At 69.7% G+C, this 23,595-nt stretch carries 21 protein-coding genes, 1 tRNA gene and 1 pseudogene; 12 read left to right on the top strand and 11 right to left on the bottom strand.

Annotation, left to right across the window (positions count from 1 at the left end; genetic code table 11):
* Nucleotides 1-6 precede the first annotated feature (6 nt).
* The 6 genes from ABFX54_RS30100 to pyk all read left to right on the top strand — a co-directional run bounded on the left by ABFX54_RS30100 (nt 7) and on the right by pyk (nt 7,425).
* Nucleotides 7-1,485, top strand: coding sequence for a glutamate synthase subunit beta (locus ABFX54_RS30100; protein ID WP_346109933.1), 1,479 nt, complete (start codon nt 7-9; stop codon nt 1,483-1,485).
* Between the two features lie 102 nt (nt 1,486-1,587).
* The gene (locus tag ABFX54_RS30095; RefSeq protein WP_346109932.1) at nt 1,588-2,169 is read left to right on the top strand and encodes a TetR/AcrR family transcriptional regulator; all 582 of its coding nucleotides are present in this window, start codon (nt 1,588-1,590) and stop codon (nt 2,167-2,169) included.
* A gap of 111 nt (nt 2,170-2,280) precedes the next feature.
* Nucleotides 2,281-3,744 (top strand): MDR family MFS transporter, encoded by a 1,464-nt coding sequence (locus tag ABFX54_RS30090; protein ID WP_346109931.1) that lies wholly within the window; start codon nt 2,281-2,283, stop codon nt 3,742-3,744.
* Nucleotides 3,745-3,929: 185 nt separating this feature from the next.
* Nucleotides 3,930-5,612 carry a S8 family peptidase gene (locus ABFX54_RS30085; RefSeq protein ID WP_346109930.1) on the top strand — a complete coding sequence of 561 codons (1,683 nt, stop codon included), beginning with the start codon at nt 3,930-3,932 and terminating at the stop codon, nt 5,610-5,612.
* A complete protein-coding gene (locus ABFX54_RS30080) occupies nt 5,609-5,959 on the top strand; it encodes a DUF2784 domain-containing protein (protein ID WP_346109929.1) in 351 nt (116 codons plus the stop codon). Before ABFX54_RS30085 ends, ABFX54_RS30080 begins: the two co-directional genes overlap by 4 nt.
* A gap of 35 nt (nt 5,960-5,994) precedes the next feature.
* A complete protein-coding gene (pyk, locus tag ABFX54_RS30075; RefSeq protein ID WP_346109928.1) occupies nt 5,995-7,425 on the top strand; it encodes a pyruvate kinase in 1,431 nt (476 codons plus the stop codon).
* 354 nt (nt 7,426-7,779) lie between these two features.
* On the opposite strand, the gene dapD is transcribed toward pyk, so the two are convergent.
* Both dapD and ABFX54_RS30065 read right to left on the bottom strand, forming a co-directional pair.
* Nucleotides 7,780-8,754, bottom strand: coding sequence for a 2,3,4,5-tetrahydropyridine-2,6-dicarboxylate N-succinyltransferase (dapD, locus tag ABFX54_RS30070; RefSeq protein WP_346109927.1), 975 nt, complete (start codon nt 8,752-8,754; stop codon nt 7,780-7,782).
* A gap of 83 nt (nt 8,755-8,837) precedes the next feature.
* Entirely contained in the window at nt 8,838-9,260 is a 423-nt protein-coding gene (locus ABFX54_RS30065; RefSeq protein WP_346109926.1) for a pyridoxamine 5'-phosphate oxidase family protein, read from the bottom strand.
* Between the two features lie 140 nt (nt 9,261-9,400).
* Here ABFX54_RS30065 and ABFX54_RS30060 point away from each other — a divergent pair, with 140 nt between their 5' ends.
* Together ABFX54_RS30060 and ABFX54_RS30055 are read left to right on the top strand one after the other, a co-directional pair.
* Entirely contained in the window at nt 9,401-10,384 is a 984-nt protein-coding gene (locus ABFX54_RS30060) for a hypothetical protein (protein ID WP_346109925.1), read from the top strand.
* Between the two features lie 34 nt (nt 10,385-10,418).
* Nucleotides 10,419-10,586: pseudogene (locus tag ABFX54_RS30055) on the top strand (GntR family transcriptional regulator); the annotation flags it as partial.
* Here ABFX54_RS30055 and ABFX54_RS30050 read toward each other — a convergent pair.
* Together ABFX54_RS30050 and ABFX54_RS30045 are read right to left on the bottom strand one after the other, a co-directional pair.
* Nucleotides 10,586-11,563: a hypothetical protein gene (locus ABFX54_RS30050; protein ID WP_346109941.1), complete on the bottom strand. Its 978-nt coding sequence runs from the start codon at nt 11,561-11,563 to the stop codon at nt 10,586-10,588. The pseudogene ABFX54_RS30055 and the gene ABFX54_RS30050 overlap by 1 nt on opposite strands.
* A gap of 64 nt (nt 11,564-11,627) precedes the next feature.
* Nucleotides 11,628-11,701 (bottom strand) — tRNA-Leu (locus ABFX54_RS30045).
* 90 nt (nt 11,702-11,791) lie between these two features.
* On the opposite strand from ABFX54_RS30045, the gene ABFX54_RS30040 reads away from it, so the two are divergent.
* A complete protein-coding gene (locus ABFX54_RS30040; RefSeq protein WP_346109924.1) occupies nt 11,792-12,376 on the top strand; it encodes an ANTAR domain-containing response regulator in 585 nt (194 codons plus the stop codon).
* Nucleotides 12,377-12,394: 18 nt separating this feature from the next.
* Here the strand turns inward: ABFX54_RS30040 and ABFX54_RS30035 are convergent, their stop codons facing one another.
* Entirely contained in the window at nt 12,395-13,480 is a 1,086-nt protein-coding gene (locus ABFX54_RS30035; protein WP_346109923.1) for a DUF5937 family protein, read from the bottom strand.
* A 99-nt stretch (nt 13,481-13,579) separates the two neighbouring features.
* On the opposite strand from ABFX54_RS30035, the gene ABFX54_RS30030 reads away from it, so the two are divergent.
* Complete coding sequence (locus ABFX54_RS30030; protein ID WP_346109922.1) at nt 13,580-14,833, top strand: MFS transporter; 1,254 nt, start codon at nt 13,580-13,582, stop codon at nt 14,831-14,833.
* Nucleotides 14,834-15,197: 364 nt separating this feature from the next.
* Nucleotides 15,198-16,499: an ABC transporter substrate-binding protein gene (locus ABFX54_RS30025; RefSeq protein WP_346109921.1), complete on the top strand. Its 1,302-nt coding sequence runs from the start codon at nt 15,198-15,200 to the stop codon at nt 16,497-16,499.
* Here the strand turns inward: ABFX54_RS30025 and ABFX54_RS30020 are convergent.
* Entirely contained in the window at nt 16,496-17,350 is an 855-nt protein-coding gene (locus ABFX54_RS30020; protein ID WP_346109920.1) for a hypothetical protein, read from the bottom strand. The genes ABFX54_RS30025 and ABFX54_RS30020 overlap by 4 nt on opposite strands.
* A gap of 187 nt (nt 17,351-17,537) precedes the next feature.
* On the opposite strand from ABFX54_RS30020, the gene ABFX54_RS30015 reads away from it, so the two are divergent.
* Nucleotides 17,538-18,833, top strand: a complete 1,296-nt coding sequence (locus ABFX54_RS30015) for an ABC transporter substrate-binding protein (RefSeq protein WP_346109919.1) — start codon at nt 17,538-17,540, stop codon at nt 18,831-18,833.
* A 155-nt stretch (nt 18,834-18,988) separates the two neighbouring features.
* Here the strand turns inward: ABFX54_RS30015 and ABFX54_RS30010 are convergent, their stop codons facing one another.
* The 5 genes from ABFX54_RS30010 to ABFX54_RS29990 all read right to left on the bottom strand — a co-directional run bounded on the left by ABFX54_RS30010 (nt 18,989) and on the right by ABFX54_RS29990 (nt 23,502).
* The gene (locus ABFX54_RS30010) at nt 18,989-19,381 is read right to left on the bottom strand and encodes a hypothetical protein (protein ID WP_346109918.1); all 393 of its coding nucleotides are present in this window, start codon (nt 19,379-19,381) and stop codon (nt 18,989-18,991) included.
* A 120-nt stretch (nt 19,382-19,501) separates the two neighbouring features.
* Nucleotides 19,502-20,293 (bottom strand): ABC transporter ATP-binding protein, encoded by a 792-nt coding sequence (locus ABFX54_RS30005; protein ID WP_346109917.1) that lies wholly within the window; start codon nt 20,291-20,293, stop codon nt 19,502-19,504.
* Nucleotides 20,290-21,213 carry an ABC transporter ATP-binding protein gene (locus ABFX54_RS30000; RefSeq protein ID WP_346109940.1) on the bottom strand — a complete coding sequence of 308 codons (924 nt, stop codon included), beginning with the start codon at nt 21,211-21,213 and terminating at the stop codon, nt 20,290-20,292. Before ABFX54_RS30000 ends, ABFX54_RS30005 begins: the two co-directional genes overlap by 4 nt.
* Before the next feature lie 4 nt (nt 21,214-21,217).
* A complete protein-coding gene (locus ABFX54_RS29995; RefSeq protein ID WP_346109916.1) occupies nt 21,218-22,204 on the bottom strand; it encodes a branched-chain amino acid ABC transporter permease in 987 nt (328 codons plus the stop codon).
* An 11-nt stretch (nt 22,205-22,215) separates the two neighbouring features.
* Nucleotides 22,216-23,502 carry a branched-chain amino acid ABC transporter permease gene (locus ABFX54_RS29990; protein WP_346109915.1) on the bottom strand — a complete coding sequence of 429 codons (1,287 nt, stop codon included), beginning with the start codon at nt 23,500-23,502 and terminating at the stop codon, nt 22,216-22,218.
* Between the last annotated feature and the right edge of the window lie 93 nt (nt 23,503-23,595).

Raw genomic sequence — 23,595 nt, 5'->3', positions numbered from 1 at the left:
TACCGAATGGCTGACCCGAAGGGTTTTCTCACGCACGACCGGGAGCTGCCGGCACGCCGCCCCGTGGACGTCCGCATCAGCGACTGGCGCGAGGTCTACCAGGACTTCTCCCAGGAGAAGCTGACCAAGCAGGCGGCCCGCTGCATGGACTGCGGCATCCCGTTCTGCCACAACGGCTGCCCGCTGGGCAACCTCATCCCCGAGTGGAACGACCTCGTCTACCGCACCGACTGGCGCGAGGCGATCGAACGGCTGCACGCCACGAACAACTTCCCCGAGTTCACCGGCCGGCTCTGCCCGGCTCCGTGCGAGGCGGCGTGCGTGCTCGGCATCAACTCCGACCCGGTGGCGATCAAGCGGGTCGAGGTCGAGATCATCGACCGGGCGTTCGCCGAGGGCTGGGTCACCCCGCAGCCCCCGGCGGTCAGGACCGGTAAGCGGGTCGCGGTCGTCGGCTCGGGCCCCGCGGGCCTGGCCGCCGCCCAGCAGCTCACCAGGGCCGGGCATGACGTCGTCGTGTTCGAACGGGCCGACCGCGCCGGCGGCCTGCTGCGTTACGGCATCCCCGAGTTCAAGATGGAGAAGCGGCACATCGAGCGCCGTCTTGAGCAGATGCGGGCCGAGGGCACCGAGTTCCGCACCGGCGTGAACGTCGGCGTCGACATCACCGCCGCCGAGCTGCGCGAGCAGTTCGACGCGGTGGTGCTGTCCGGCGGGGCCACCCAGTGGCGCGACCTGCCGGTCACCGGGCGCGAGCTCAAGGGCGTCTACCAGGCGATGGAATACCTGCCGCTGTCCAACAAGGTGCAGGAGGGCGACTACGCCACGCCGCCCGTCTCGGCCGAGGGCAAGCACGTGGTGGTGATCGGCGGCGGCGACACCGGCGCCGACTGCATCGGCACGGCGATCAGGCAGGGCGCCACGTCCGTCACCCAGCTGGAGATCATGCCGCGGCCGCCGGCGGAGCGGCCCGCCAGCCAGCCGTGGCCGACCTACCCGATGCTGTTCAAGATGGAGAGCGCCCACGAGGAGCTGGCCGACGGCGGGGGAGAGCGGGTCTACGCGGTCTCCACCACCGAGTTCGTCGGCGACGCGGACGGCAACGTGCGCGCGCTGCGGCTGGTCGAGGTCGAGGGGCCGCAGGCCGGCTTCAAGCCGATCCCCGGCAGCGAGCGGGAGATCCCCGCCGAGCTCGTCACCCTGTCGATGGGCTTCCTCGGCCCGGAGAAGGGCGCGCTGCTGCAGGACCTGGCCGAGGTCGCCGGTGACGGCTTCTACGACGCCAGGGGGAACGTGGCCCGCGACAAGACGTACATGTCCAAGGTGGACGGCGTCTTCGTGGCCGGTGACATGGGACGCGGGCAGTCGCTCATCGTCTGGGCCATCGCCGAGGGGCGTGCCGCCGCCTCCGGCGTGGACCGGTTCCTGACCGGGGACACGGCGCTGCCGTACCCGATCCTGCCGACGGCGCGGCCGCTGGTCTGACATCTGCCGCTCTGGACGGCCCGGCTCCCGCCGGGCCGTCCTTTTCTTTTGCGCACTGTGCAAAGCTTGCATGGTGTGCAAAAGGTGCGTAGAGTGCAAAACATGGAGACTCCACAGGAGCGGCGTGACCGGCGCCGGGCCGAGAAGCGGCAGGCCATCAGGACGGCCGCCGTCAAGATCGCGCTCGACCAAGGTCTCGAAGCCGCGACCGTGGAGGCGATCAGCGCGGCGGCCGACATCTCGCCGCGCACGTTCTTCAACTACTTCTCCACCAAGGAAGAAGCGCTCGTCATGGAGCCCCTGTGGCGCCCTGAGGAGTTCACCGAGCTGCTCGGCGCCCGTCCCGGCGACGAGCCCGCGTTCGAGTCGCTGAAGGCGGTGGCGCGGATCCTCGCGGCCCGCGTCAGCCCGATCTGGGCGGACGCGCAGCTGTTCGGAGAGCTGCGCCGGCGCCATCCCGAGCTGGCCGCCAAGGCCAGGGCGGCCGACGAGACGAAGATCATGGAGAACGTGTTCGAGGTCGTCAGGGACCGGCCGGGAGTGTCGGGCAAGCTGCACGCCAGGATGCTCGTCATCGGGACGTTCGGCGCCGCGATCTCGGCCGTCCAGGAGGCGGCCGAGACGGGCGGATCGGTGGAGGAGCTGCTCGAGGAGGCGCTGACCCTGCTCGAAAACGGGCTCTGACCTCTGTCGCAGACGAAATTCGGCGAACGGAAGCGGCGACCGGGGTGGCACCCCCGATCGCCGCGGATTCCTCCTGCCCTCTCGCGAAAAAGAAGCAAGGAGTCGACCCCCATGGTAGCGACAATCCTCGCCGAGGCTCCCCCTCGGCGATCACTCCGGGTGAGCATGGGCTCACTCGTCCTCGTCCTGTTCCTCGCCGCGATCGACCAGACCGTCGTGGCCACCGCCATGCCGACCATCGCCGGCGAGCTGGACGGCCTGCGGGACCTGTCGTGGGTGGTCACGGCGTTCGCCCTGGCCTCGGGCGTCGTGACCCCCCTCTACGGCAAGCTCAGCGACATGTACGGCCGCAAGCACCTCTACCTGACGGCCATCGTCGTCTTCCTGGCCGGCTCGGCCCTGTGCGGCCTGGCCCAGACGATGGGCCAGCTCATCGCCTTCCGCGCCTTCCAGGGCCTCGGCGCGGGCGGCGTGATGGTGCTCACCATGATCATCGCGGCCGACCTGGCCACCCCGCGGGAACGCGCCAAGTTCCAGGGCCTCTTCGGCGCCGTCCTGGGCGTGGCCTCCATCGCCGGCCCCGTCATCGGCGGCTACCTCACCGAGCACGCCTCCTGGCGCTGGATCTTCTACCTCAACCTGCCCCTCGGCGCCATCGCCCTGGCCGTGGCCTTCACCGTGCTCAAGCTGCCCCGCCGCAGGTCACCCCACCGCGTCGACTGGCTCGGCGCCGCGCTGATCGCCGGGCTGCTGACCTGCCTGACGCTGCTCGCCTCCTGGGGTGGCGCCGCCTACGCCTGGACCTCGCCCGTCATCGTCGGGCTCGGCGCCGGCGCGGTGCTGCTGGCCGCGCTGTTCTTCCTGGTGGAACGGCGGGTCGCCGAACCGGTGCTGCCGCTGCGGCTCTTCCGCGACCGGGCGTTCACCATCCCGGTGGTCGCGGTCGTGCTGATGGCCACCGCCATGCTCGGCGCGGCCACCTTCCTGCCCCTGTTCCTGCAGCTCGCCACGGGCGCGAGCGCGTCCGACTCCGGGCTGCTGCTCCTCCCCATGATGGCCGGCATGATCGCGGCCTCGACGCTGGGCGGGCAGATCGTCACTCGGCTCGGGCACTACAAGTGGCTCATGGTCGGGGGAGCGGTGTCGGCGGCCATGGCCGGGTTCCTGTTCGCCACCATGGGGCTGGAGACGAGCGCGTTCGCCTCCGGCGCGTACATGGTGCTGGCCGGGGCCGGGCTCGGCGTCATCGGCCAGAACCTGCTGCTCGCCGTGCAGACCACCACGCCCGAGGCCGACAGGGGAGCGGCGACCTCGGCCGTCACGTTCGCCAGAGGCGTCGGAGGGGCGGTCGGGGTGGCCGTGCTGGGCGGCGTCTTCAGCGGACGGCTGGGCGGCGGGCAGGGCGCGCTCACACCCGAGACGATCCAGGCGCTGCCGGAAGGGGCGCGGCACGCGACCCAGCTGGCCTTCTCGGACGCGATCGCCGGGGTGTTCGCCTGGATCGGGCCGATCATGCTGGTGGTCGCGGTGCTGCTGGCGTGCCTTCGGAACGTACGGCTCACCCACCACGGCTGACCCGGGCGGCGGGGTCCGCGCGGATCCCGATCAGCTCGGGGCGGCCCGGTCGGCCTGAGCGTGGAGCGGGCCCCGTGAGGGGTCCGCTTCGCCCGCCATCGACCGAAATTTCACCACTAAGTTGCATCAGCTGATAACTGTCGGGAAGATGCAGGTTCTGCGGCAAGTCGGCGGATGGGGGAACAATGCGGCGGGTCGCCTCTGGCATCATGGCGCTGGCCGCCGTGGTCGCGGTCGGCGCCTGCACGTCGGCCACGCCCCGCGAGCCCGCCCCCGGGCAGGCCGAATTCCTCGTCTTCTACGCGAACGGCAGGCAGCACGAAGCGGAGGCTGCCGTCGAACGCGCCGGCGGCTCCACGTACTCCGCCGAGACCAAGCTCGGCTACCTCCTCGCCGGCGGCTCGGGCGCCGGGTTCGAGGAGGCCGTCGGAGCGGACCCGTCCGTCGTCGGCGTCTCACCCGACCGCCAGATCGGCTTCGCCACCGCCCGCCCCAGAACCGCCCGCCCCGCCACCTCAGAAACCGCCACCTCGGAAACCGCCACCTCGGGAATCGGCTCGTCTGGCAGGTTCCCCGACGAGCAGTCGTTCACCAAGGCCAGAGGCGAGCCCCTGGCCGGCCGCCAGTGGGACATGCGGATGATCGGCGCCGACCGCGCGAACGCCAAGGCCCCCGGCACCAAGCAGGTCCTCGTCGGCGTCATCGACACCGGTGTGGACGGCAAGCACCCCGACCTCGCCCCCAACTTCAACCGCGAGCTCAGCCGCAACTTCGTCACCGACCGGCCCAAGGACGACTACGGCGAGACCCTCGACGGCCCCTGCGAGGCCAGCGACTGCAAGGACCCCGTCGACGCCGACGACGACGGCCACGGCACCCACGTGGCCAGCACCATCGCCTCCCCGATCAACGGCATCGGCATCGCCGGCGTCGCGCCCGGCGTGCAGATCGTCAACATCAGGGCCGGCCAGGACTCCGGCTTCTTCTTCCTCAAGCCCAGCCTCGACGCCCTCACCTACGCCGGCGACATCGGCGTGGACGTCGTCAACATGAGCTACTACGTCGACCCCTGGCTGTACAACTGCGCCGCCAACAAGGCCGACAGCAAGAAGCAGCAGCTCGAGCAGCGCGCGATCATCACCGGTATGCAACGCGCCCTCGACTACGCCAGGCAGAAGGGCGTCACGCTCATCTCCGCCCTCGGCAACGGCTCCACCGACCTCGGCCGCCCCACGGTCGACAAGCAGAGCCCCGGCTACCCCAAGGGCGACGAGCGGACCCGCCAGATCGACAACTCCTGCCTCAACGTGCCCGCCGAGTCCAACGGCGTCATCTCCGTCTCCGCCGTCGGGCCCTCCGGCCGCAAGGCCATCTACAGCGACTACGGCGAGGAGCAGACCGACGTGTCCGCCCCCGGCGGCGACGCGCTCGACGGCGAAGGCGTCAAGGTCACCAGGACGATCCTCGCCGCCGCTCCCGAACGCGTGCTGCGCGCCGCCGGCCGTATCGACGCCAAGGGCGAGCCGAAGGGCGCCGACGTCGTCAAGGACTGCAAGAACGGCGTCTGCTCCTACTACCAGTACCTCGAAGGCACCTCCATGGCCTCGCCGCACGCCGCCGGCGTCGCCGCCGTCCTCGTCAGCCGCTTCGGCAAGCCAGGAAGAGGCGGGCTCGAACTCGCCCCCGCCACCACCGAGGAACTCCTGTTCAAGACCGCCACGCCCAAGTCCTGCCCCACCCCCCGCCAGTACGTCTACAAGTCCTTCGGCCAGAGCGAGACCCACGCGTGCGAGGGCGGTGAGGCCGACAACGGCTTCTACGGTCACGGCATCGTGAACGCCTGGAAAGCCGCCACCGTAGAGCCATGATGTACCGCCTCCTCGCTGACGCGGCGATGGTGGCGCATTTCGCCTTTCTCCTCTACCTGGCCCTGGGCGGGTTCGTCGCGTGGCGGTGGCGGCGTACGCTGTGGGCGCACCTCGCCGTCGTCGCGTGGGGGGTGTTGTCCGTCGTCACCGGCGTCGAATGCCCCCTCACGCACGTGGAAGACTGGGCCCGGCGCAGCGCAGGCCAGCAGGGCCTGACCGCCGGCGGCTTCATCGACCACTACATCGAAGGCGTCGTCTACCCGGAGGAGTACACGAACTTGGCACGTCTGGGAGTCACAGTTCTCATTCTGTTCTCCTACGCCGGGTACGTTCTCCGTCGTCAATGACTGCCAAGTGGTCTGTACCAATTAAGGTAGGACTCGTGACTCGTCGCGCGAAAATCGTCTGCACCCTAGGCCCCGCCACCTCCAGCAAAGAACGCCTCCGCGAGCTGATCGCCGCAGGCATGGACGTGGCACGGTTCAACCTCAGCCATGGCAATCATGACATGCACAGAGAGGTCTACGACCGGGTCAGGGAGGTGGCGGCCGACCTCGGCCGCGGTGTAGGCGTGCTCGCCGACCTGCAGGGCCCCAAGATCCGTGTCGGCACGTTCGAGGAAGGCCCCGTCAGGCTGGGCTTCGGTGACGTCTTCACCATCACCACCGAAGACGTCCCTGGCGATCGCGAGCAGGTCTCCACCACCTACAAGGGGCTGCCCAACGACGTCCGCCCCGGTGACACGATCCTGGTCGACGACGGCCGGCTCGTCCTCGAAGCCACCCGCGTCGACCCCGAACGCATCGTCACCCGCGTCGTCATCGGCGGCATGATCTCCGACAACAAGGGCCTCAACCTGCCGGGCGTCAACGTCAGCGCCCCCGCGCTCACCGACAAGGACGAGGCCGACCTGCGCTGGGCGCTGCGCACCGGCTTCGACATGATCGCCCTGTCCTTCGTCCGCCGCCCGTCCGACGCCGACGTGGTGCGCAACATCATGGAGCAGGAGGCCGTCCGCCTCCCGCTGATCGCAAAGATCGAGAAGCCGCAGGCAGTCGACCGCCTCCCCGAGATCGTCGACGCCTTCGACGGCATCATGGTCGCCCGCGGCGACCTCGGCGTCGAGCTGCCGCTCGAAGAGGTCCCGATCGTGCAGCGGCGCATCATCGAGCTGTGCCGCGAGAAGGCCCACCCGGTCATCGTGGCCACCCAGATGCTCGACTCCATGATGAACGCCCCGCGCCCCACCCGCGCCGAAGCCTCCGACGTCGCCTACGCCGTCATGGACGGCGCCGACGCGGTCATGCTGTCGGGCGAGACCTCCGTCGGCAACTACCCGATCGAATCCGTCAACACGATGGACCGCATCGCCTGCGCCGCGGAGAAGTCCTTCCTGCACGCCACCCACACCCTCGAACGCATGCCCGAGACCACCGGCGGCGCCATCGCCAGGGCCGCGGCCGAGGTCGGCGCCATCGTCGGGGCCAAGGCGCTGATCGCGTTCACGATGTCGGGAGAGACGGCGCGGCGGCTGGCCCGCTACCGCTCACCGATCCCGCTGCTCGCCTTCACCTCCGCGCCCCACGTGCGGGGGCAGCTGTCGCTGACGTGGGGGGTGGAGACGTTCCACGTGCCGTTCGTGCACCACACCGACGACATGGTGCGGCAGGTGGAGGCGTCGCTGCTGTCCTCGGGACGGCTGGAGAAGGGCGACAAGGTGGTCATCGTGGCCGGCTCCCCGCCTGGCACTCCGGGCTCCACCAATGCTCTGCGCGTCCACACGATCGGCTCGGCTGTCTCTCACGCACACTAAAGCGCTATTTTTTTTTTACGCTGCGACGTGGTCTGCCACCCGACGTAGATCGCTGAGGGCCCTCCAGGGAAACGGCCTCTGACCCTTCACGGGCCGGGCACCGATACGGCGCGCCCTGTGGGCCCTCTCCATGGTCGATGTGGGCTGTCGCGCGTCGTTCGCCGGCGGGGGATCGGTTGCCGGCCGGGGCACTGGCCGGTGTGCGGCGGGCTACGGCCGATCCCATGGTGAGCGACGACCGGCCACCCCATGGTGAGTGACGGCCGGTCACCAATCCCATGGTGAGCGACGGCCGCCACCCCCATGGTGGGTGAGGTGACGGCCGTCGCCGGGCCCGGGCGGTTGAGGCCCGGGTCAGTTGGCGTGGAGGGCGGCGTTGAGTTCGATGCCGTCGCCCTTGCGGGGCACCGCCTCCACCGCGCCCGACTGCGAGTTGCGCCGCAGCAGGACGCCGTTCGTACCCGACAGCTCGGCCGCCTTCACCACCGTGCCGTCAGGCAGGGCCACCTTCGTGCCCGCCGTCACGTACAGGCCCGCCTCCACCACGCAGTCGTCGCCCAGCGAGATGCCCAGCCCCGAGTTCGCGCCCAGCAGGCAGCGCTCGCCGACCGAGATCACCTGCTTGCCGCCGCCCGACAGCGTGCCCATGATCGACGCGCCGCCGCCGACGTCGGAGTGGTCGCCGATGACCACCCCCGCCGAGACCCGGCCCTCGATCATCGCCGCGCCCAGCGTGCCCGCGTTGAAGTTCACGAAGCCCTCGTGCATCACCGTGGTGCCGTCGGCCAGATGCGCGCCCAGGCGCACCCGGTCGGCGTCGGCGATCCGCACGCCCGCGGGCAGCACGTAGTCCACCATGCGCGGGAACTTGTCCACCCCGTACACCGACACCGGCCCCTTCGTCCGCAACCGCAGCCGCGTGTGCTCGAAGTCCGCCACCGGGCACGGGCCGAAATTCGTCCACACCACGTTGGCCAGCAGGCCGAACACCCCGTCGAGGTTGGCGCCGTGCGGCCGGACGAGGCGGGAGGAGAGCAGGTGCAGGCGCAGCCAGACGTCATGCGTGTCCACCGGCGGTTCGGCGAGGTCGGCGATGCCGGTGCGCACCGCCACCACCTCCACGCCGCGCACCGGGTCCGGGCCGGCCAGCTCGGTCAGCTCCCCGTCCAGTTGCCCCGCCTCCTCGGCGGAGAGCCGTTCGGTGCCCTTCACGGGCGGCGCGCCCAGCTGGGGGGCGGGAAACCAGGTGTCGAGTACGGTGCCGTCGGCGGCGATGGTCGCGAGGCCGACGCCGAAGGCGCCGGTCGAGTCGGGAGCGATAGCAGTCACGGGCCCAAAAATACCGTTTCGCAGGTCAGCCCACGGCACTTGGGAGGCCAGCGGCGCTTCGCAGGTCGGCGGCGCTTCGCGGGTCAGCCCAGGGCGCCGAGGTCCGCGGAGAGCCAGTGCTCCGGTCGCATCCTGAACGTCACCAGCACGTTCAGATCCGAGCCCTGCACATATCCCGACACGGCGTCGGGCGGCAGGTAACGCCCCGAGATGCAGGTCAGCTCCTCCAGCGTCGTCGGCCCCGACCGCACGACCGGCCCCTCCACCGAGACGTACCGGTAGGTCGGGCTCGCCCGCTGCACCAGCATCGAGAACCGGCCCGCCTTCGCGATCAGCCTGGCCTTGTGCGAGTCGCCGTCGGTCAGGAACCGGATCTCGCCGCCGGGGCTGTAGTCGTACCAGACCGGCACGGTCAGCGGCGCGCGCCCCTCGCCGGACTCCACGGCCAGGCTCGCGATGTGCGTCTCCGCCAGAAACGCCTCCCGCGCCGCGACACTCAACGGCATCCCGCCCACCCCCGTATTCATCGATCTTGAAACGGCTATTCCCCATGGGAGCGATCCCGAAAAGTCCCCACCCCGCGCACGGACCCTCCGCGCCAACTGTTAGCAGTGTTATAGTCGAAAACAAACAGTTGGAGGTCGCCGTGAACCGTTCCGCCGATCTCGCGGCACGAGGACGCCTGCGCCGCCTGATCCTGACAGTGCTTCCGCCCCTGCTCGTGGTGGCCGTTCCCATGATCACGGTCAGCTGGTACGGCGACCGGCTCCCCGACCGCGCCTACGTCGACAGCTGGTCGGCCCTGCCCCAGTACGCGCCCTCCTGGGAAGGCTGGCTCTCTCAGCAGTGGATGTCCCTGGTGGTGTTCGAGGCGGCGCTCATCCTCCCGTTCGTCTGCTACCGGAGCCTTCCCCAGTTGCAGCGCGGCGTGGTGGCCCTGGCGTTCTTCGTCGGCGTCTCCCGCGCCACGGCCGTCGTTCTGTCCGTGGCCGCGCTCGCCGGGCAGCCGGGCCCCGTTCCCTCACCACCGTGGCACCGCGCCGTGGAGATCGCCGTGACCGTCACCGCGGTCGCGGTGGGCTACCTGGCCGCCGGCCCGGTCCCGAAACCGCCCGAGGCCGAAGTCGCGCCACCCGCGCACGCGCCCGCCATGGCACTCGGACCGACGCAGCGCGCCCTCTTCGTGACGTCGGCCTGGTCGCGGCCCAGGCTGGTCGCCGCCGCCGTGCTGGGCACGCTGACCGTGCTGAGCGCGCTCACAGGCTCCGACACCTGGCAGGGCCCCGTACTGCTGGCCGCATGGACGCTCTTCGAACTGGCCCAGGCACGCACCCGCCTCCAGATCGACGACGCGGGCATCACCGTACGAGCCGCCTGGCTGCCCGCCCTGCACCGGACCCTGCCCTACCGCCTGATACGGTTCGCCCAAGCCAGCGTCGGCCGCCCGCCAGGGCGCTACCGGCTGCACGACGGCGACGACGGCTGGGGAATCACCAGTGGGAGAGGACCGGCCCTGGTGGCGAGGCTGAGCGACGACCGCCAGTTCGTCTACTCCACCCGCGGGGCCGAGACCGCGGCGGCACTCGTCAACGGATGGCTGAGCAGGCAGCGCCAGGGGGAGACGGCGTGATGCGCAGCGGACAGCGCCAAGGAGAGACCGCGTAATGCTCATCAGCATCGACCCGGCCTCGCCCCAGCCGCTCGCCGACCAGGTGGCCGCCTCCGTACGGGCCGCGCTGGCCGGCGGCACGGCCGCACCCGGCGACCGGCTCCCCTCCGCCCGCAACGTGGCCGCCGCCCTCGGCATCAACCTGCACACCGTCCTGCGCGGCTACCAGCAACTCCGCGACGAGGGCCTGGTGGAGTTGCGGCGCGGCCGGGCGGCCGTCATCACCGACAACGCCGACCGGCTCCGGCTCCGGCTCGCCGAAGCGGCCGAGGAGTTCGCCCGCGCCGCACTCCACACCGGCGCCTCGGAAGAAGAAGCCCTGGCGGCGGCCCGCACGGCCTGGCAGACCCTGCGTCGCTGAACGCGGGCCGGGGCGGTCAGTATTTGGGGCCGACATGCAGGTCCAGCAACGCCACGGCCTCCCCGCCTGGCCACGGACAACTCGTTGCGGTCGTTGAACCGCCAGGCCACGCCGAGCAGATCGAGCGCCGCGCAACACAGGGCCATGATGTCGCGGGACTCGTTCTTGAAGTGGTAGCGCGGATAGGCGTACCAGCGGACGCCGCTGGACAACTGGTGGCGGACGCGGTTGAGCCCCCGGTAGCCGTCGGAGCGGATGAGCCCTCTGAGGAACGGCCCCGGATGCGCCGAGACCACCTCTTGCTGCCAGGGATCGAGCACGATCGCGCGCTCGTGCTTCTTGCCAGGGCCGTGCTGCGGGAACAGGTGCGGCCAGTGCCTCGACATGCTCTTGAGCTCGGTGCAGCCGTTGCGCGGACGGCGGGTGACGGGGGAGGCGGGCAGCGCGAGGGCCATCGTGCGGGCGGCCTCCTCCATGAGGCCGGGCCAGTGGTCGTCGCAGTAGATCGAGAGCTGGTAGACGTTGGTGGTGCAGCGCAGGAGGTAGCCGTCGCCGAGGTAGAGGCCCAGGAGATGGGCGTAGCTGCCGGCGGGCGCCATTGGGAGGGGCACGGGCGCGCAGCGCGGGCAGACAGCCGACGCAGGCGGGGTGTCCCCGGCGCGGTCGCGCCAGAGCCGGATGATGGAGGCGCTCGCGCCGGTCTGGCGGCTGGCCTCGGCGACACTGAGCCCGAAAGCCAGCAGCCGCGGCGCCTGTTGGCGTACGGTGATGCCGTGCATGCGCAGAGTGTCGCGGCCGGGTCCGACAAAACCGCCCGGCCGAACGGCCGGGCGGCCACGTCAGTGCCCCGGGTGGGATTCGAACCCACACTGAATGGATTTTGAGGCCATCGACTCTGCCGATTGGTCTACCGGGGCGGCATATGTCCGGTCTGAGATCTCGTAGCGTAACGCCCCGAGCCGCACCGGCGTGGATCTAATCTACCGGACGTCTGTACTCTTCTGCTCGTGAGTACGCAGCGGCGAGTAGTGATCGCGGAAGACGAGGCGCTGATCCGCCTCGACCTCAAGGAGATGCTCCAGGAGGACGGCTACGTCGTCGTGGGCGAGGCCGGAGATGGTGAGCAGGCGATCCGGCTGGCCGCCGACCTGAGACCCGATCTCGTGATTCTGGACGTGAAGATGCCGGTGCTCGACGGCATCTCGGCGGCCGAGCGGATCGTGGCCGACCGGATCGCTCCCTGCCTGATCCTGACCGCGTTCTCCCAGCGTGATCTGGTGGAGCGGGCCCGGGACGCGGGGGCGATGGCCTATCTGGTGAAGCCGTTCACGAAGGCGGATCTGGTGCCGGCGATCGAGATGGCGGTCAGCAGGCACGAGGAGATGGTCGCGCTGGCGGCCGAGGTGTCGAGCCTGTCGGAGCGGCTGGAGACGAGGAAGCTGGTCGAGCGGGCCAAGGGGCAGTTGATGGCGCAGCACGGCTGGAGTGAGCCGCAGGCGTTCCGGTGGATTCAGAAGGCGTCGATGGATCGGCGGCTGAGCATGCGTGAGGTTGCTCAGATCGTTATCGACGACGCGGCGGAGCGGTCGTGAGGGAGCCGGCCGTCGATCTCAGCGCAGTACGGCCGTCAGCACGTCGGCGCCCAGTGCCGTCAGGTCGGTGAGGTTGACGCTGTAGCGGACGTAGCGGCCGTGCCGCTGGGTCGTGAGCAGGCCCGCGCGGCGCAGGACGGCGAGGTGGCGGGAGACCTCCGGGGGTGTGAGTTCCCAGGCGTGGGCCAGTTCGCCGGTGGTGTGGGGGCCGCGGGCCAGGGTGCGGAGCAGGCGTAGCCGCACGGGATGGGCGAGTGCCTCCAGGCGCAGGGTGACGGTTTCCAGCGTGACCGGTTTCGGCGGGTTCGTCGCGGTGACGGGGTACTGCACCACGGGTGGCCATCCGGGTGCGTGGATGGCGACCAGGTGTGGGCGGCCGAAGACGCTGGGCAGGAAGGTGATCCCGGTGTCGTGGGCGGTGGTGGCGTGGTCCTGGAGTTTGTCGACGGCGATGTGGTGGCCGTCGGGTGTCAGGGTGAGGGCGCCGGAGATCGACGTGAGTGCGGCTGCGATGCCCTGATGCCGCAGCAGGTCGTTCTTGACGCGCACGTCGGTGGTGAGCTGGGGGACGACGCGTGCCCAGGTGGCGTCGAAGAAGGCTTCCGCGCACTGTTCGAGGGTGTGGCGCACCCGTGCCCGTACGGCGGCGGGGTCGGCGAGCAGGCGTTCCGCGAAGGCTTCTTGGAGGGTGCCGCGGGCCTGGGCGAGGTGCAGGGCTCGCTCGCGGGCGGTGCCGTCGGTGAGCGGTGAGGGTGTGGCGAAGCGGACCCGGTTGCTGCCGCAGGTGGTGACGAGTGCGGCGGTGACGTAGGTTTCGTCGTCGATCCGGTCCACGTCGTCGAGTTCTTCGGCGAGGGTGGGCCGGGGGCGGGCGGGGACGAGGAAGTCGGCTCGTGAGGAACGCCAGAGGAACTCGGCCTCCCGCAGCCGTTCGGCGAGTTCTGGCCGCAGCCCGGCCCAGACGTCGCCGGCCCAGCAGGCCAGTTTCGGGTGGTGCCCGGGCTCGGCCAGGACGTGCAGCATCGCGGTCAGCTCGGCCAGCGGGGAGGCGGCGAACCGCAGGCTCCGCGGCGGCAGGCCGCTGATGTCGATCCTCAGCGTCACCCTCCCATCATCGCTGGTCGGAGGGGCGGTGGCGGCATCGGTTGACGGTCTCCGTCAATCGTCGGGGCGGGTCCGGTGGGCGGACGCACTGTTGACGCCATGGCTACCACCACCACGCGGGCCCTCATCCGTGCTTCCGGCGGTCCCCGCTATGTCGCCGCCCTCGGGGTGGACGCGCTCGGCACGGGCCTGCTGCGGCCGTTTCTGCTGCTCTACGGTGTGACGGTGCTGGGGCTGTCCGCGCCGGTCACCGGGGTCGCGATGACGGCCGGCGTCGTGACGGGGCTGGTGTGCGTGCCGGCGGCCGGGCGGTGGCTGGACCGGGGTGCGCGCAGCGCGGTCGTGGCGGCGTCGATGCTGGTACGGGTGCTGGGTGTGGCGCTGCTGGTGGTGACCCCGGCGGGGAACGTGGGGTTGTTCGCGGCGGCGGCGTTGTTCCTCGGCATCGGCAACCAGGTGTGGCCGGCGGCCCATGCGGCGCTCGTGGCCACGCTCGCTCAGGGGCGGGATCGTGACGCCGCCCTCGCGGCGGGGCGCGCGCTGCGTAACGCCGGGCTGGGTGCGGGGGCGTTGCTCGCCACGGCGTGTCTGGCGGGTGGCGCCACCGGGCTGCGGGTGCTGGCGGCCGGCACGGGGCTCGCCTATCTCGCCGCGGCGGCTCTGGCGTGGTCGGTGCGCGTACGCGCTCGTCCGGCCGCTGCCATGGACGGGGACGGGGACGGGGACGACGGGCCCGCGTCCGGGATGGGCGTGCTGCTGGCCGCCAACGTGATCTACGTCTTCTGTCTCAACGTGCCCGAGATCGCGCTGCCGCTGGTTCTGGTGACGCAGTTGCACGCCTCGCCGGTCTGGCCGGCGGCGGTCTTCGTGGCGAACACGGTGCTGGTGATCACTTTGCAGGTTCCGGTCACGGTGCTGTTGTCCCGCTTCCGCCGGCGGACCGTGCTGGCTCTCGCCGGTGTGGTGCTCGCCATGTCCTACCTGGGCTTCCTCGCGGCCATGTCGCTGGGGGACGGCTGGGGCGCGCCGGCCGTCGCCGTGGTGTCGGTGGTCTGCACGCTCGGCGAGATCGTCTATGCCGGCAGTGCCACCGCGCTGGTTGCCGCGCGGGCCCCGGCGCGGGTCCTGGGACGTGCGCTGGCCCGTTTCCAGCTCTCCACGGGCTTCGGTCTCGCGGTCTCCCCGGCGGTCCTCACGGCTCTGGCGCCGTACGGTCCTGCCGTGCTGTGGGGCGGGCTGGCCGGTGCGACGCTGCTGTCGGCGTCCGCCGTCGCGGTCGAGCCGTCGCCGTCGAGCCGGATCGGGGAACCGGATCGGGGAACCCGGGAGCGGCCCGAGCATGACGGGAGTTGACCGGGTAAGTCAGCGCCGGCAGCGCCGGTCGGCGGAGGCCGGGCCGGTCGCGGCAGGAGGCCGGCGCTGTTCGGGGCTCGTGACCTCACCTTTTTTGTGCCGGCGTCCCGAGGCGACATCCGCGGGTTGCGGCCGGGCCTACTCACATTTCTGTCTAGATCCGGAAATATCGGATCAGGTCATCCCATAACGGGGGGTGTCCGTAACTCTCATGAAACATACCATTACTATGGGTGTTTAGGACATTACGAATCGGCATAAAAGCCTCAGGAGAACTCCCCACAACCGCCCAAAAGGGGCATGCTGAGCTCGGAAAACTGGCGAAGGTGATCGTCACTTCGCTGAGATAGGGGGAGTCTCTTTCATGATGCGCATTGCTCCAGCGGGGCGCTTGCTGGCCGTCGCGGCCGCGGCGAGCCTGGCCCTGACGGCCTGTGGTGGTGGCGGCGACACGGCCGCCGAGCAGTCCGGGACCGCCGCGCCGTCCACGGCGGCCTCTTCGGCGCCGGCGGCTGCGGGCGACGGCACGCTGACCATCGGCACGGTGCTGCCCCAGACGGGTTCGCTGGCCTTCCTCGGCCCGCCCGAGTTCGCGGGGGTCGACCAGGCGGTCAAGGAGATCAACGAGGCCGGGGGCGTGCTCGGCAAGCCGGTCGAGAAGCAGCACACGGACTCCGGCGACACGACCACGAACATCGCCTCGCAGTCGGTGGACAAGCTGCTGACGCAGAAGGCCGACGCCATCGTCGGCGCCGCCTCCTCGTCGGTGTCGGAGTCGATCATCGACAAGATCACGGGCGCCGGTGTGGTGCACTTCTCGCCGGCCAACACCTCCGACAAGTTCAGCACGATCAGCGACAACGGCCTGTACTTCCGTACGGCGCCGCCGGACAAGCTGCAGGGCCGGGTGCTGGGCGACCTGATCGCGGCCGACGGCAACGACACCATCGGCATCATGGCGATGCAGGACTCCTACGGCTCGGGGCTGGCCGACCAGGTCACCAAGACGGCCGAGGAGGCCGGCGCGAGCGTCGTCGAGCGGGTGGACTACGACCCGAAGGCGGCCGAGTTCTCCGCCGACGTCGCCAAGATCAAGGCCAAGAACCCGAAGGCGATCGTGCTGATCGGTTTCGAGGAGGGCGCCAAGGTCGTGGCGGAGCTGGTCAAGCAGGGCCTGACCGCGGACAAGCACAAGTGGTACATGGTGGACGGCAACATGTCGAACACCAACTACCTGAAGATGCCCAAGGGCACCCTCAAGGGCGTCAAGGGCACGATCCCCGGCGCCGAGGCCCCCGACGCGTTCAGGAAGAAGCTCCTGGAGCTCAACCCCGAGCTCGACGACTTCACCTACGCCGCCGAGTCGTACGACGCGACGAACCTGATCGCGCTGGCCGCGGAGGCGGCCAAGGACGACACCGGCAAGTCGATCGCGGCCAAGCTGCCCGAGGTGAGCAAGGGCGGCGAGAAGTGCAAGAGCTTCAAGGAGTGCGCCGACCTGCTGAAGGCGGGCAAGGACATCGACTACGACGGTGTCAGCGGCCCGATCGAGTTCAACGAGGCCGGTGACCCGGCCGTGGCCACGATCGGCGTCTACGAGTACGGCGACGACAACAAGTACCCCGGCAAGGCGCTGGAGTACCGTACCGGCAACATCGAGGGCTAGGAGCCGAGCCCGCAGGCGGCCATCGCGTAGATGATGAGCCCCTCCTGCTGCGGCTTGGACGGCGTGACGATGACCACGCGCTCAGGCCCGCCGTCCACGGCGGCCCGCACCGGGAACTGGAAGGCCTTCTTGGCCTCGGCGAACGCGTGCGGGTCGCACCGGCCGGGGGTGAGCTCGACCGGCGCCTCCAGCCGTTGCTCGCCGGCTTTCAGCACGCCCATCGGCCTGTTTCGCGGGGTGGCGATGTAGTGGGTGGTGCCGCCCATGTCGTTCAGCGCGACCTCACCCGGCCCGCGCCTGGTGACCACCAGGCTCCCGCGCATGACCTTGCCCGACTCCTTCCAGTCCGGGCCGAACTCGATGCTCACCGCCTGCTTGATGAGGAACTCGGAGCATTCGTCGCGCAACAGCCTGGTGAGCAGGGGGTCGGGGTGCGGCACGTCGAAGACGACTCTGTGCGGCTGCTGCGAGCCGGTGGCGACGTGGGCCACGACGGTGGCGGGGCGGAGCTCGGGCAGGTCGCCGGTGGAGCAGTTGGCGGCGCCGTACGGGATGGGCAGGTCTGTGCGCTCGGTCTTGCCGATGACGGCGTCGGCCCGTCGCGGCGGGAGGGTCTTGAAGGACTCCGTGACGAGCTGGACGTCAGCGAAATAAACAGGTGTTTCACTAGTATTTCGGACGGCCACTTGAAGCGCGTGCACCGGCTCGTCGGAACGCCATTGGGCCAAGGAGACCGACACGCCGGGAGGCGGTCCGGCCGGCGAGGGGGACGGCAGGGGAGAGGGTCCCTGGGCCGAACCGCAACCGGCGGCGAGGACGGTCAGCGCCAGGAGGGGCATAATGCGCTTCACCCGTCGCACATTAGGCGTCCTTACGCAGGTCCGTAAGTTGAGGAGTGATTACGACTCCGCATCCAAGTGCCGACAGTTCCCACGGGGACCTAGTTACAGTCCTTCACCATTTTGTACGTTTCCGTCATTCGATCGGGAACGCTCGGCGGTGCTGACGGATCCCGGCCTGGATTGAAGGAGACACTTCATGATCCGCATTGCTCCCGTGGGACGGGCGCTGGCTGTCGTGGCCGCCACGAGCCTCGCCCTGACAGCCTGCGGCGGTGGCGGCGGCGACACCGCCACGCAAACGTCCCAAAGCGCTGCGCCGGCCTCGTCCGCGCCCGCGGCGCAGGGGGACGGCACGCTCACCCTCGGCACGCTGCTGCCCCAGACCGGTTCGCTGGCATTCCTCGGCCCGCCCGAGTTCGCGGGTGTCGACCTGGCTCTCAAGGAGATCAACGAGGCCGGCGGCGTGCTCGGCAAGCCCGTGACCAAGTACGACACGGACTCGGGCGACACGACCACCAACATCGCCTCGCAGTCGGTGGACAAGCTGCTGGCGCAGAAGGCCGACGCCATCATCGGCGCCGCCTCCTCGTCGGTGTCGGAGTCGGTGATCGACAAGATCACGGGCGCCGGTGTGGTGCACTTCTCGCCGGCCAACACCTCCGACAAGTTCACCACCATCAGTGACAAGGGCCTGTACTTCCGCACCTCGCCGCCGGACAAGCTGCAGGGGCGTGTGCTTGGTGACCTCGTGGTGGCCGACGGCAACGACACGGTCGGCATCATGGCGATGCAGGACTCCTACGGCACCGGCCTGGCCGACCAGGTCCAGAAGACCGTCACCGACGGCGGCGCCGAAGTGGTCGAGCGCGTCGACTACGACCCGAAGGCGGCCGACTTCTCCGCCGACGTCGCCAAGCTCAAGGCCAAGAACCCGAAGGGCATCGTGCTCATCGGCTTCGAGGAGACGGCCAAGGTCGTCCAGGAGCTCGTCAAGCAGGGCCTGCCCGCCGACAAGCACAAGTGGTACATGGTGGACGGCAACACGTCCAACACGAACTACATCAAGATGCCCAAGGGCACGCTCGAGGGCGTCAAGGGCACCATCCCCGGCGCCGCGGCTCCGGAGGAGTTCCAGAAGAAGCTGCTGTCGGTCAACAAGGACCTCGAGGACTTCAGCTACGCCCCCGAGTCCTACGACGCGGCCAACCTGATCGCGCTGGCCGCCGAGGCCGCCAAGAGCGACGCGGGCGTCGACATCGCGGCGAAGCTGATGGAGGTCAGCAAGGGCGGCGAGAAGTGCACCAGCTTCAAGGCCTGCGTCGACCTGCTGAAGGCCGGCAAGGACATCGACTACGAGGGCGTCAGCGGCCCGGTCGAGTTCAACGAGGCCGGTGACCCGGCCGTCGCCACCATCGGCATCTACCAGTACGGCGACGACAACAAGTACGCCACCAAGGCGCTGGAGTACCGCACCGGCAACATCGCCGGCTAGCCGGTCACCAGAACCACCGCGAGGGGCCCGGTCGTCCGCGACCGGGCCCTTTGGCGTGCGCTCAACGCATGGCGTCGAGCGCACGCGCGGCCCACGTGTGGCCCCCTGCGGCCCCCCTGCGGCCCCCTGCGGCCCCACGTGCGCTCCAGCGGGCCTCATCGGCAGCCGGCCACGATCCGGTCGGCCGCCTGCCGGTAGCGCTTCAGCAGCGCCACCTGCCGCTCCCTGGGCACGTCGTTCCTGGACAGGCTCGCGGTCGTCGTCCTGACGGTCTCCACGGCCTCCTGGAGCGAGCCGGGCAGCCTGGGGCCGAACTCCCGCGTGGTGCCGTGCACCTCCGCCAGGCGGCCCGTCAGGGCGTCCTCGAACGTCTGCCGCTCCTCCTGGCCGGCCGGCCCCAGCATGAGGCCCGCGTACCCGATGGAGGAGACCACGCGGGCGCACGGGCTGTCGGCGGGGTCGCCGCCGGTGCTGAACTTCTCGGCCGAGGAGGCGTCGTCCTGGCACCCGACGAGCAGGACGGGCAGTATGAGCGCGACTGTCGCCAAACGTTTCACATCGGGTATTAAAAAGCAGCGAAGGGGCCCCTCGGGAGGAGCCCCTTCGCCTTCTCGACCGTTTCGTTACCCGCGAACTACCGGAGAACTACCGGCCAACGCGGTCCTCCGTCATGCCTTGGCCAGCGTCCCGAGGTAGAGCTCGATGACCTTGGGGTCGTTGGCGAGCTGCTGCCCGGTGCCGGTGTAGGCGTTGCGGCCCTGGTCGAGCACGTAGCCGCGGTGGCAGATCTGCAGGCAGCGGCGCGCGTTCTGCTCCACCATGATCACCGTCACGCCGGCCTTGTTGATCTGCTGGGCCTGGATGAACACCAGGTCCTGCAGCTTGGGCGACAGACCGGCCGACGGCTCGTCGAGCAGCAGCACCGAGGGCTCGGTCATCAGGGCCCTGGCCATGGCCACCATCTGCCGCTCACCGCCGGACAGGGAGCCGGCGCGCTGCTTGCGCCGCTCCGCGAGCGCGGGGAACAGCTCGGCCACGAACTCGAAGCGCTCCTTGAACTTCCCCGGCACCTGGTAGGCGCCCATCTCGAGGTTCTCCTCGATGGTGAGGCTGGGGAAGACGTTGTTGGTCTGCGGCACGTAGCCGACGCCGCGGGAGACCAGCGAGTGCGCCTTCATGTTCGTGATGTCCTCGCCCTTGAGCAGGACCTTGCCGCTGCGGATGTTGACCAGGCCGAACATGGCCTTGAGCAGGGTCGACTTCCCGGCGCCGTTGGGGCCGATGATGCCGATCAGCTCGGCCTGCTTCACGTACAGGTCGGAGCCGTTGAGGATGTTGACGCCCGGCAGGTAGCCGGCGATCAGCTCGTCGCAGCGCAGCACCGCGTCCTCGGCCCCGGCCAGGTGGGCGGAGCGGTCGGTGACGGCCGCCTTCGACTCGGCCGGCTCTTCGGCGTTCACTTCTGCGTCTCCTCCTCGATTTCGGCCTCCAGAGCGGCCTCAGCCTCCTGCAGCTGAGACTCCAGCTCGGTGTCCGAGAGCGGAGCGTCGTGGTGGGCGCCCAGGTAGGCGTCGATCACGCGCTCGTCCGACATGATCGTCGAGGGCGGGCCCTCGGCGATGACGGCGCCCTGGGCCATGACGATCACCCAGTCGCTGATGTCGCGGACCATGTCCATGTCGTGCTCGACGAACAGCACCGTCATGCCCTGCTCGCGCAGGTCCTTGACGTGGCCGAGCAGCGACTGCGTCAGGGCCGGGTTGACGCCCGCCATGGGCTCGTCGAGCATGACCAGCTCGGGCTCGACCATGAGCGCGCGGGCCATCTCCAGCAGTTTGCGCTGGCCGCCGGAGAGCGACCCGGCGAAGTCCTCGCTCTTGGCGTCCAGCTTGAAGCGGACGAGCAGCTCCTCGGCACGCTGGGTGATCTCGTCCTCCTGGCCGCGCCAGAAGCTGGGGATCATGGCCCGCCAGAAGCTCTCGCCCTTCTGCTTCTGGGCGCCCAGGCGCATGTTCTCCAGCACCGTCAGGCGCGACAGCGCCTTGGTGAGCTGGAACGTGCGCACCATGCCGTTCCTGACGACCTTGTGCGCGGGGACGCCGTTCATGGACCGGCCGTTGAACGTCCACGCGCCGGAGTCGGCCGTGTCGAAGCCGGTGAGCTGGTTGAAGAAGGTGGTCTTGCCCGCCCCGTTGGGGCCGATCAGCGCGGTGATGGAGCCCCGCTGGATCTCGACGTGCTCCACGTCGACGGCGGTCAGGCCGCCGAAGCGGCGCACGACCTTGTCGACCACGAGGATGGGGTCGGGCTTGGGCACGCCCGGCTCGCGCGGCATGTCCTTGAACGCGGCCAGCGCGGACGCCTTCCTGCTGGCGGTCATCGTGTCATCGGGCATTGATGGCGATCTCCCTCTTGTCCCCGAAGATGCCCTGTGGCCGGATGACCAGCAACAGGATGAATCCGAGACCGACCAGGGCGTACCGGATGGGGCCTACCTGGGTGGTGGTCATGAACGGGATGAACCCGTTGCGGACCAGCTCCGCGAGGGTGTTGCCGACGAAGACGAACAGCACCCAGAAGACCATCGCACCGACGACGGGCCCGAAGACGCGGGCCGCGCCGCCGAGGATGACGATGGTGTAGGCGAAGAAGGTCATCTCGGTGCCGAAGATGTCGGGCTGCACGGCGCCGTTGTAGAGGCCGTAGAAGAAGCCGGCCAGGCAGCCGATGATGCCGCCCAGCATAAGCGACTGCATCTTGTACGAGAACACGTTCTTGCCCAGGGCGCGTACAGCGTCCTCGTCCTCGCGGATGGCCTTGAGCACGCGGCCCCACGGGCTCTTCATCAGCAGGTAGACGACGAGGCAGCTGAGCAGCACCACGGTCCAGCCGACGGTGAGGAACCAGATGACCCGCTCGTCGAAGCCGAACGGGCCGACGCCGTAGTGGCCGGGCGGGAACGGGTTCATGGCGTAGAAGTCGCCGGTGAAGCCGCGCCGGCCGTCGGAACCGCCGAAGATGTCCTTGAAGTACACCGAGCGGAACACGAGCCGGACGATCTCGGCGGCGGCGATGGTGACGATCGCCAGATAGTCGGCGCGCAGCTGCAGCGTCGGGATGCCCAGCAGGAGCGCCAGGATCGCCGCTGCCGCCAGGCCGATCACGATGCCCATCCAGAACGGCAGGTTCATGACGGTGACGGCGACGGCCAGGCCGTAGCCGGCTACGGCCATGAACGCGGCCTGGCCGAAGTTGAGCAGGCCGGTGTAGCCGAAGTGGATGTTGACGCCGATCGCGGCCAGGCCGTAGACGACGGACTCCCAGCCGATGGCGGCGTGAACGGTGGTGGTGATGATCGTGAGCCAGTCCATGGTTACCCCCGTCACCCGATCCGCTCGCGGCGGCCCAGGATGCCCTGCGGCCTGAAGAGAAGCACGATGATCAGTACGGCCAGCGCGCCGACGGACTTCAGCTCCGGCGGCACCCACAGGGTGGACACCTGGATGAAGATGCCGACCACGAGCGAGCCGACCAGGGCGCCGAAGGCCGTGCCGAGCCCGCCGAGCGTGACGCCCGCGAAGATGAGCAGCAGGATGTCCTGGCCCATGGTGAACTTCAGCGACTGCGACAGGCCGAGCATGATGCCGGCCAGCGCGGCGATGGCGGAGCCCGAGGCCCAGATGATGCGGATGATGCGGTCGACGTTGATGCCGGAGGAGGCGGCCAGGGCCGGGTTGTCGGCCACGGCGCGCGCCGCCTTGCCGGTGCGGGTCTTCATCAGGGCGATGCCCACGACGATCAGGACCGCCAGCTCGATGCCGATGGCCCAGAGGTTCTTGGGCGCGGCGCTGATCGGGCCGATCTCGATGCCGGCCTGGGTGTTGTAGTCGGTGTAGCTGTCGGTCTGCGCCCCGAAGAAGAACTGGATGAGGTTGCGCAGCAGGATCGCGACGCCGATCGAGATGATCATCATGGCGATGGTCCCGGTGCCGCGCTTGCGCAGCTGCCCCCAGAACAACCGGTCCTGGCCGTAGCCCAGGGCTCCCGAGACGATGATCGCGATGATCGCGGCCGGGATGAGCTGGAGGCCGAATCCGACGTTGAAGGCGTAGGCGATGACGGCTCCGAGCGTGATCAGCTCGCCGTGGGCGAAGTTGGTCAGGCCGGTGGTGCCGTAGATGAGCGACAGGCCGAGCGCGCCGAGGGCGATGATCAGGCCGAGGTTGACGCCCTCGAAGGTCAGCTGGGCCGCCTGCTCCCAGAACGTGCTCTGCCCGGTGTCCTCAGGGGCCGCCCCGGGGGCTGCCTTGGGCTGCAGCGCGAACAGCACGGTGGAGCAGTTGCCCTCGTAGACGGTCGGCGTGCGGACGTTGCTGCCGCCGCGGACCTCGGAGTTCGCCGGCAGGCTGCTGGGATCCAGGGTGACCTTGTACTTGCCCGGATCCTTGACCTGAACGTCCCACGTGCCTTGTGCGTTACTCGTTACCTCCTGGACGGGTTGTCCGCCTTCGGTGGTGACAGAGATCTTGGCGCCGTTCACTGGCTGGCCTTGGAGTTTGAGTGTTCCCCTCAGTCCCTGACAGTCGGCCGGATCCGCATGGGCGGGCACGGCCAGCAGGAAGATGAGTCCACCCAGGAAGGCCGTGAACGCGATCACGGCTCTGCGCAATGGTGCTCCCTCGAAAGTAAGTCAAGGCGGGGTTGTACCCCTCCATCTCGACACGCGCGCATCGCAGGCACAACTGGGATGCAATGGCGGGAG

It is taken from the genome of Nonomuraea maheshkhaliensis, from assembly GCF_039529435.1.
GTDB lineage: Bacteria > Actinomycetota > Actinomycetes > Streptosporangiales > Streptosporangiaceae > Nonomuraea > Nonomuraea maheshkhaliensis.
The sequence above is the reverse complement of the archived record's forward strand: the minus strand, read 5'-3'. Positions and strand labels throughout refer to the sequence as shown.

Coding starts and splice junctions, on each gene's coding strand:
- ABFX54_RS30100 (WP_346109933.1), top strand. CDS start 7: ATGGCTGACCCGAAGGGTTTTCTCACGCACGACCGGGAGCTGCCGGCA.
- ABFX54_RS30095 (WP_346109932.1), top strand. CDS start 1,588: ATGGAGACTCCACAGGAGCGGCGTGACCGGCGCCGGGCCGAGAAGCGG.
- ABFX54_RS30090 (WP_346109931.1), top strand. CDS start 2,281: ATGGTAGCGACAATCCTCGCCGAGGCTCCCCCTCGGCGATCACTCCGG.
- ABFX54_RS30085 (WP_346109930.1), top strand. CDS start 3,930: ATGCGGCGGGTCGCCTCTGGCATCATGGCGCTGGCCGCCGTGGTCGCG.
- ABFX54_RS30080 (WP_346109929.1), top strand. CDS start 5,609: ATGATGTACCGCCTCCTCGCTGACGCGGCGATGGTGGCGCATTTCGCC.
- ABFX54_RS30065 (WP_346109926.1), bottom strand. CDS start 9,260: ATGCCGTTGAGTGTCGCGGCGCGGGAGGCGTTTCTGGCGGAGACGCAC.
- ABFX54_RS30050 (WP_346109941.1), bottom strand. CDS start 11,563: ATGCACGGCATCACCGTACGCCAACAGGCGCCGCGGCTGCTGGCTTTC.
- ABFX54_RS30030 (WP_346109922.1), top strand. CDS start 13,580: ATGGCTACCACCACCACGCGGGCCCTCATCCGTGCTTCCGGCGGTCCC.
- ABFX54_RS30025 (WP_346109921.1), top strand. CDS start 15,198: ATGATGCGCATTGCTCCAGCGGGGCGCTTGCTGGCCGTCGCGGCCGCG.
- ABFX54_RS30015 (WP_346109919.1), top strand. CDS start 17,538: ATGATCCGCATTGCTCCCGTGGGACGGGCGCTGGCTGTCGTGGCCGCC.
- ABFX54_RS30000 (WP_346109940.1), bottom strand. CDS start 21,213: ATGACCGCCAGCAGGAAGGCGTCCGCGCTGGCCGCGTTCAAGGACATG.
- ABFX54_RS29995 (WP_346109916.1), bottom strand. CDS start 22,204: ATGGACTGGCTCACGATCATCACCACCACCGTTCACGCCGCCATCGGC.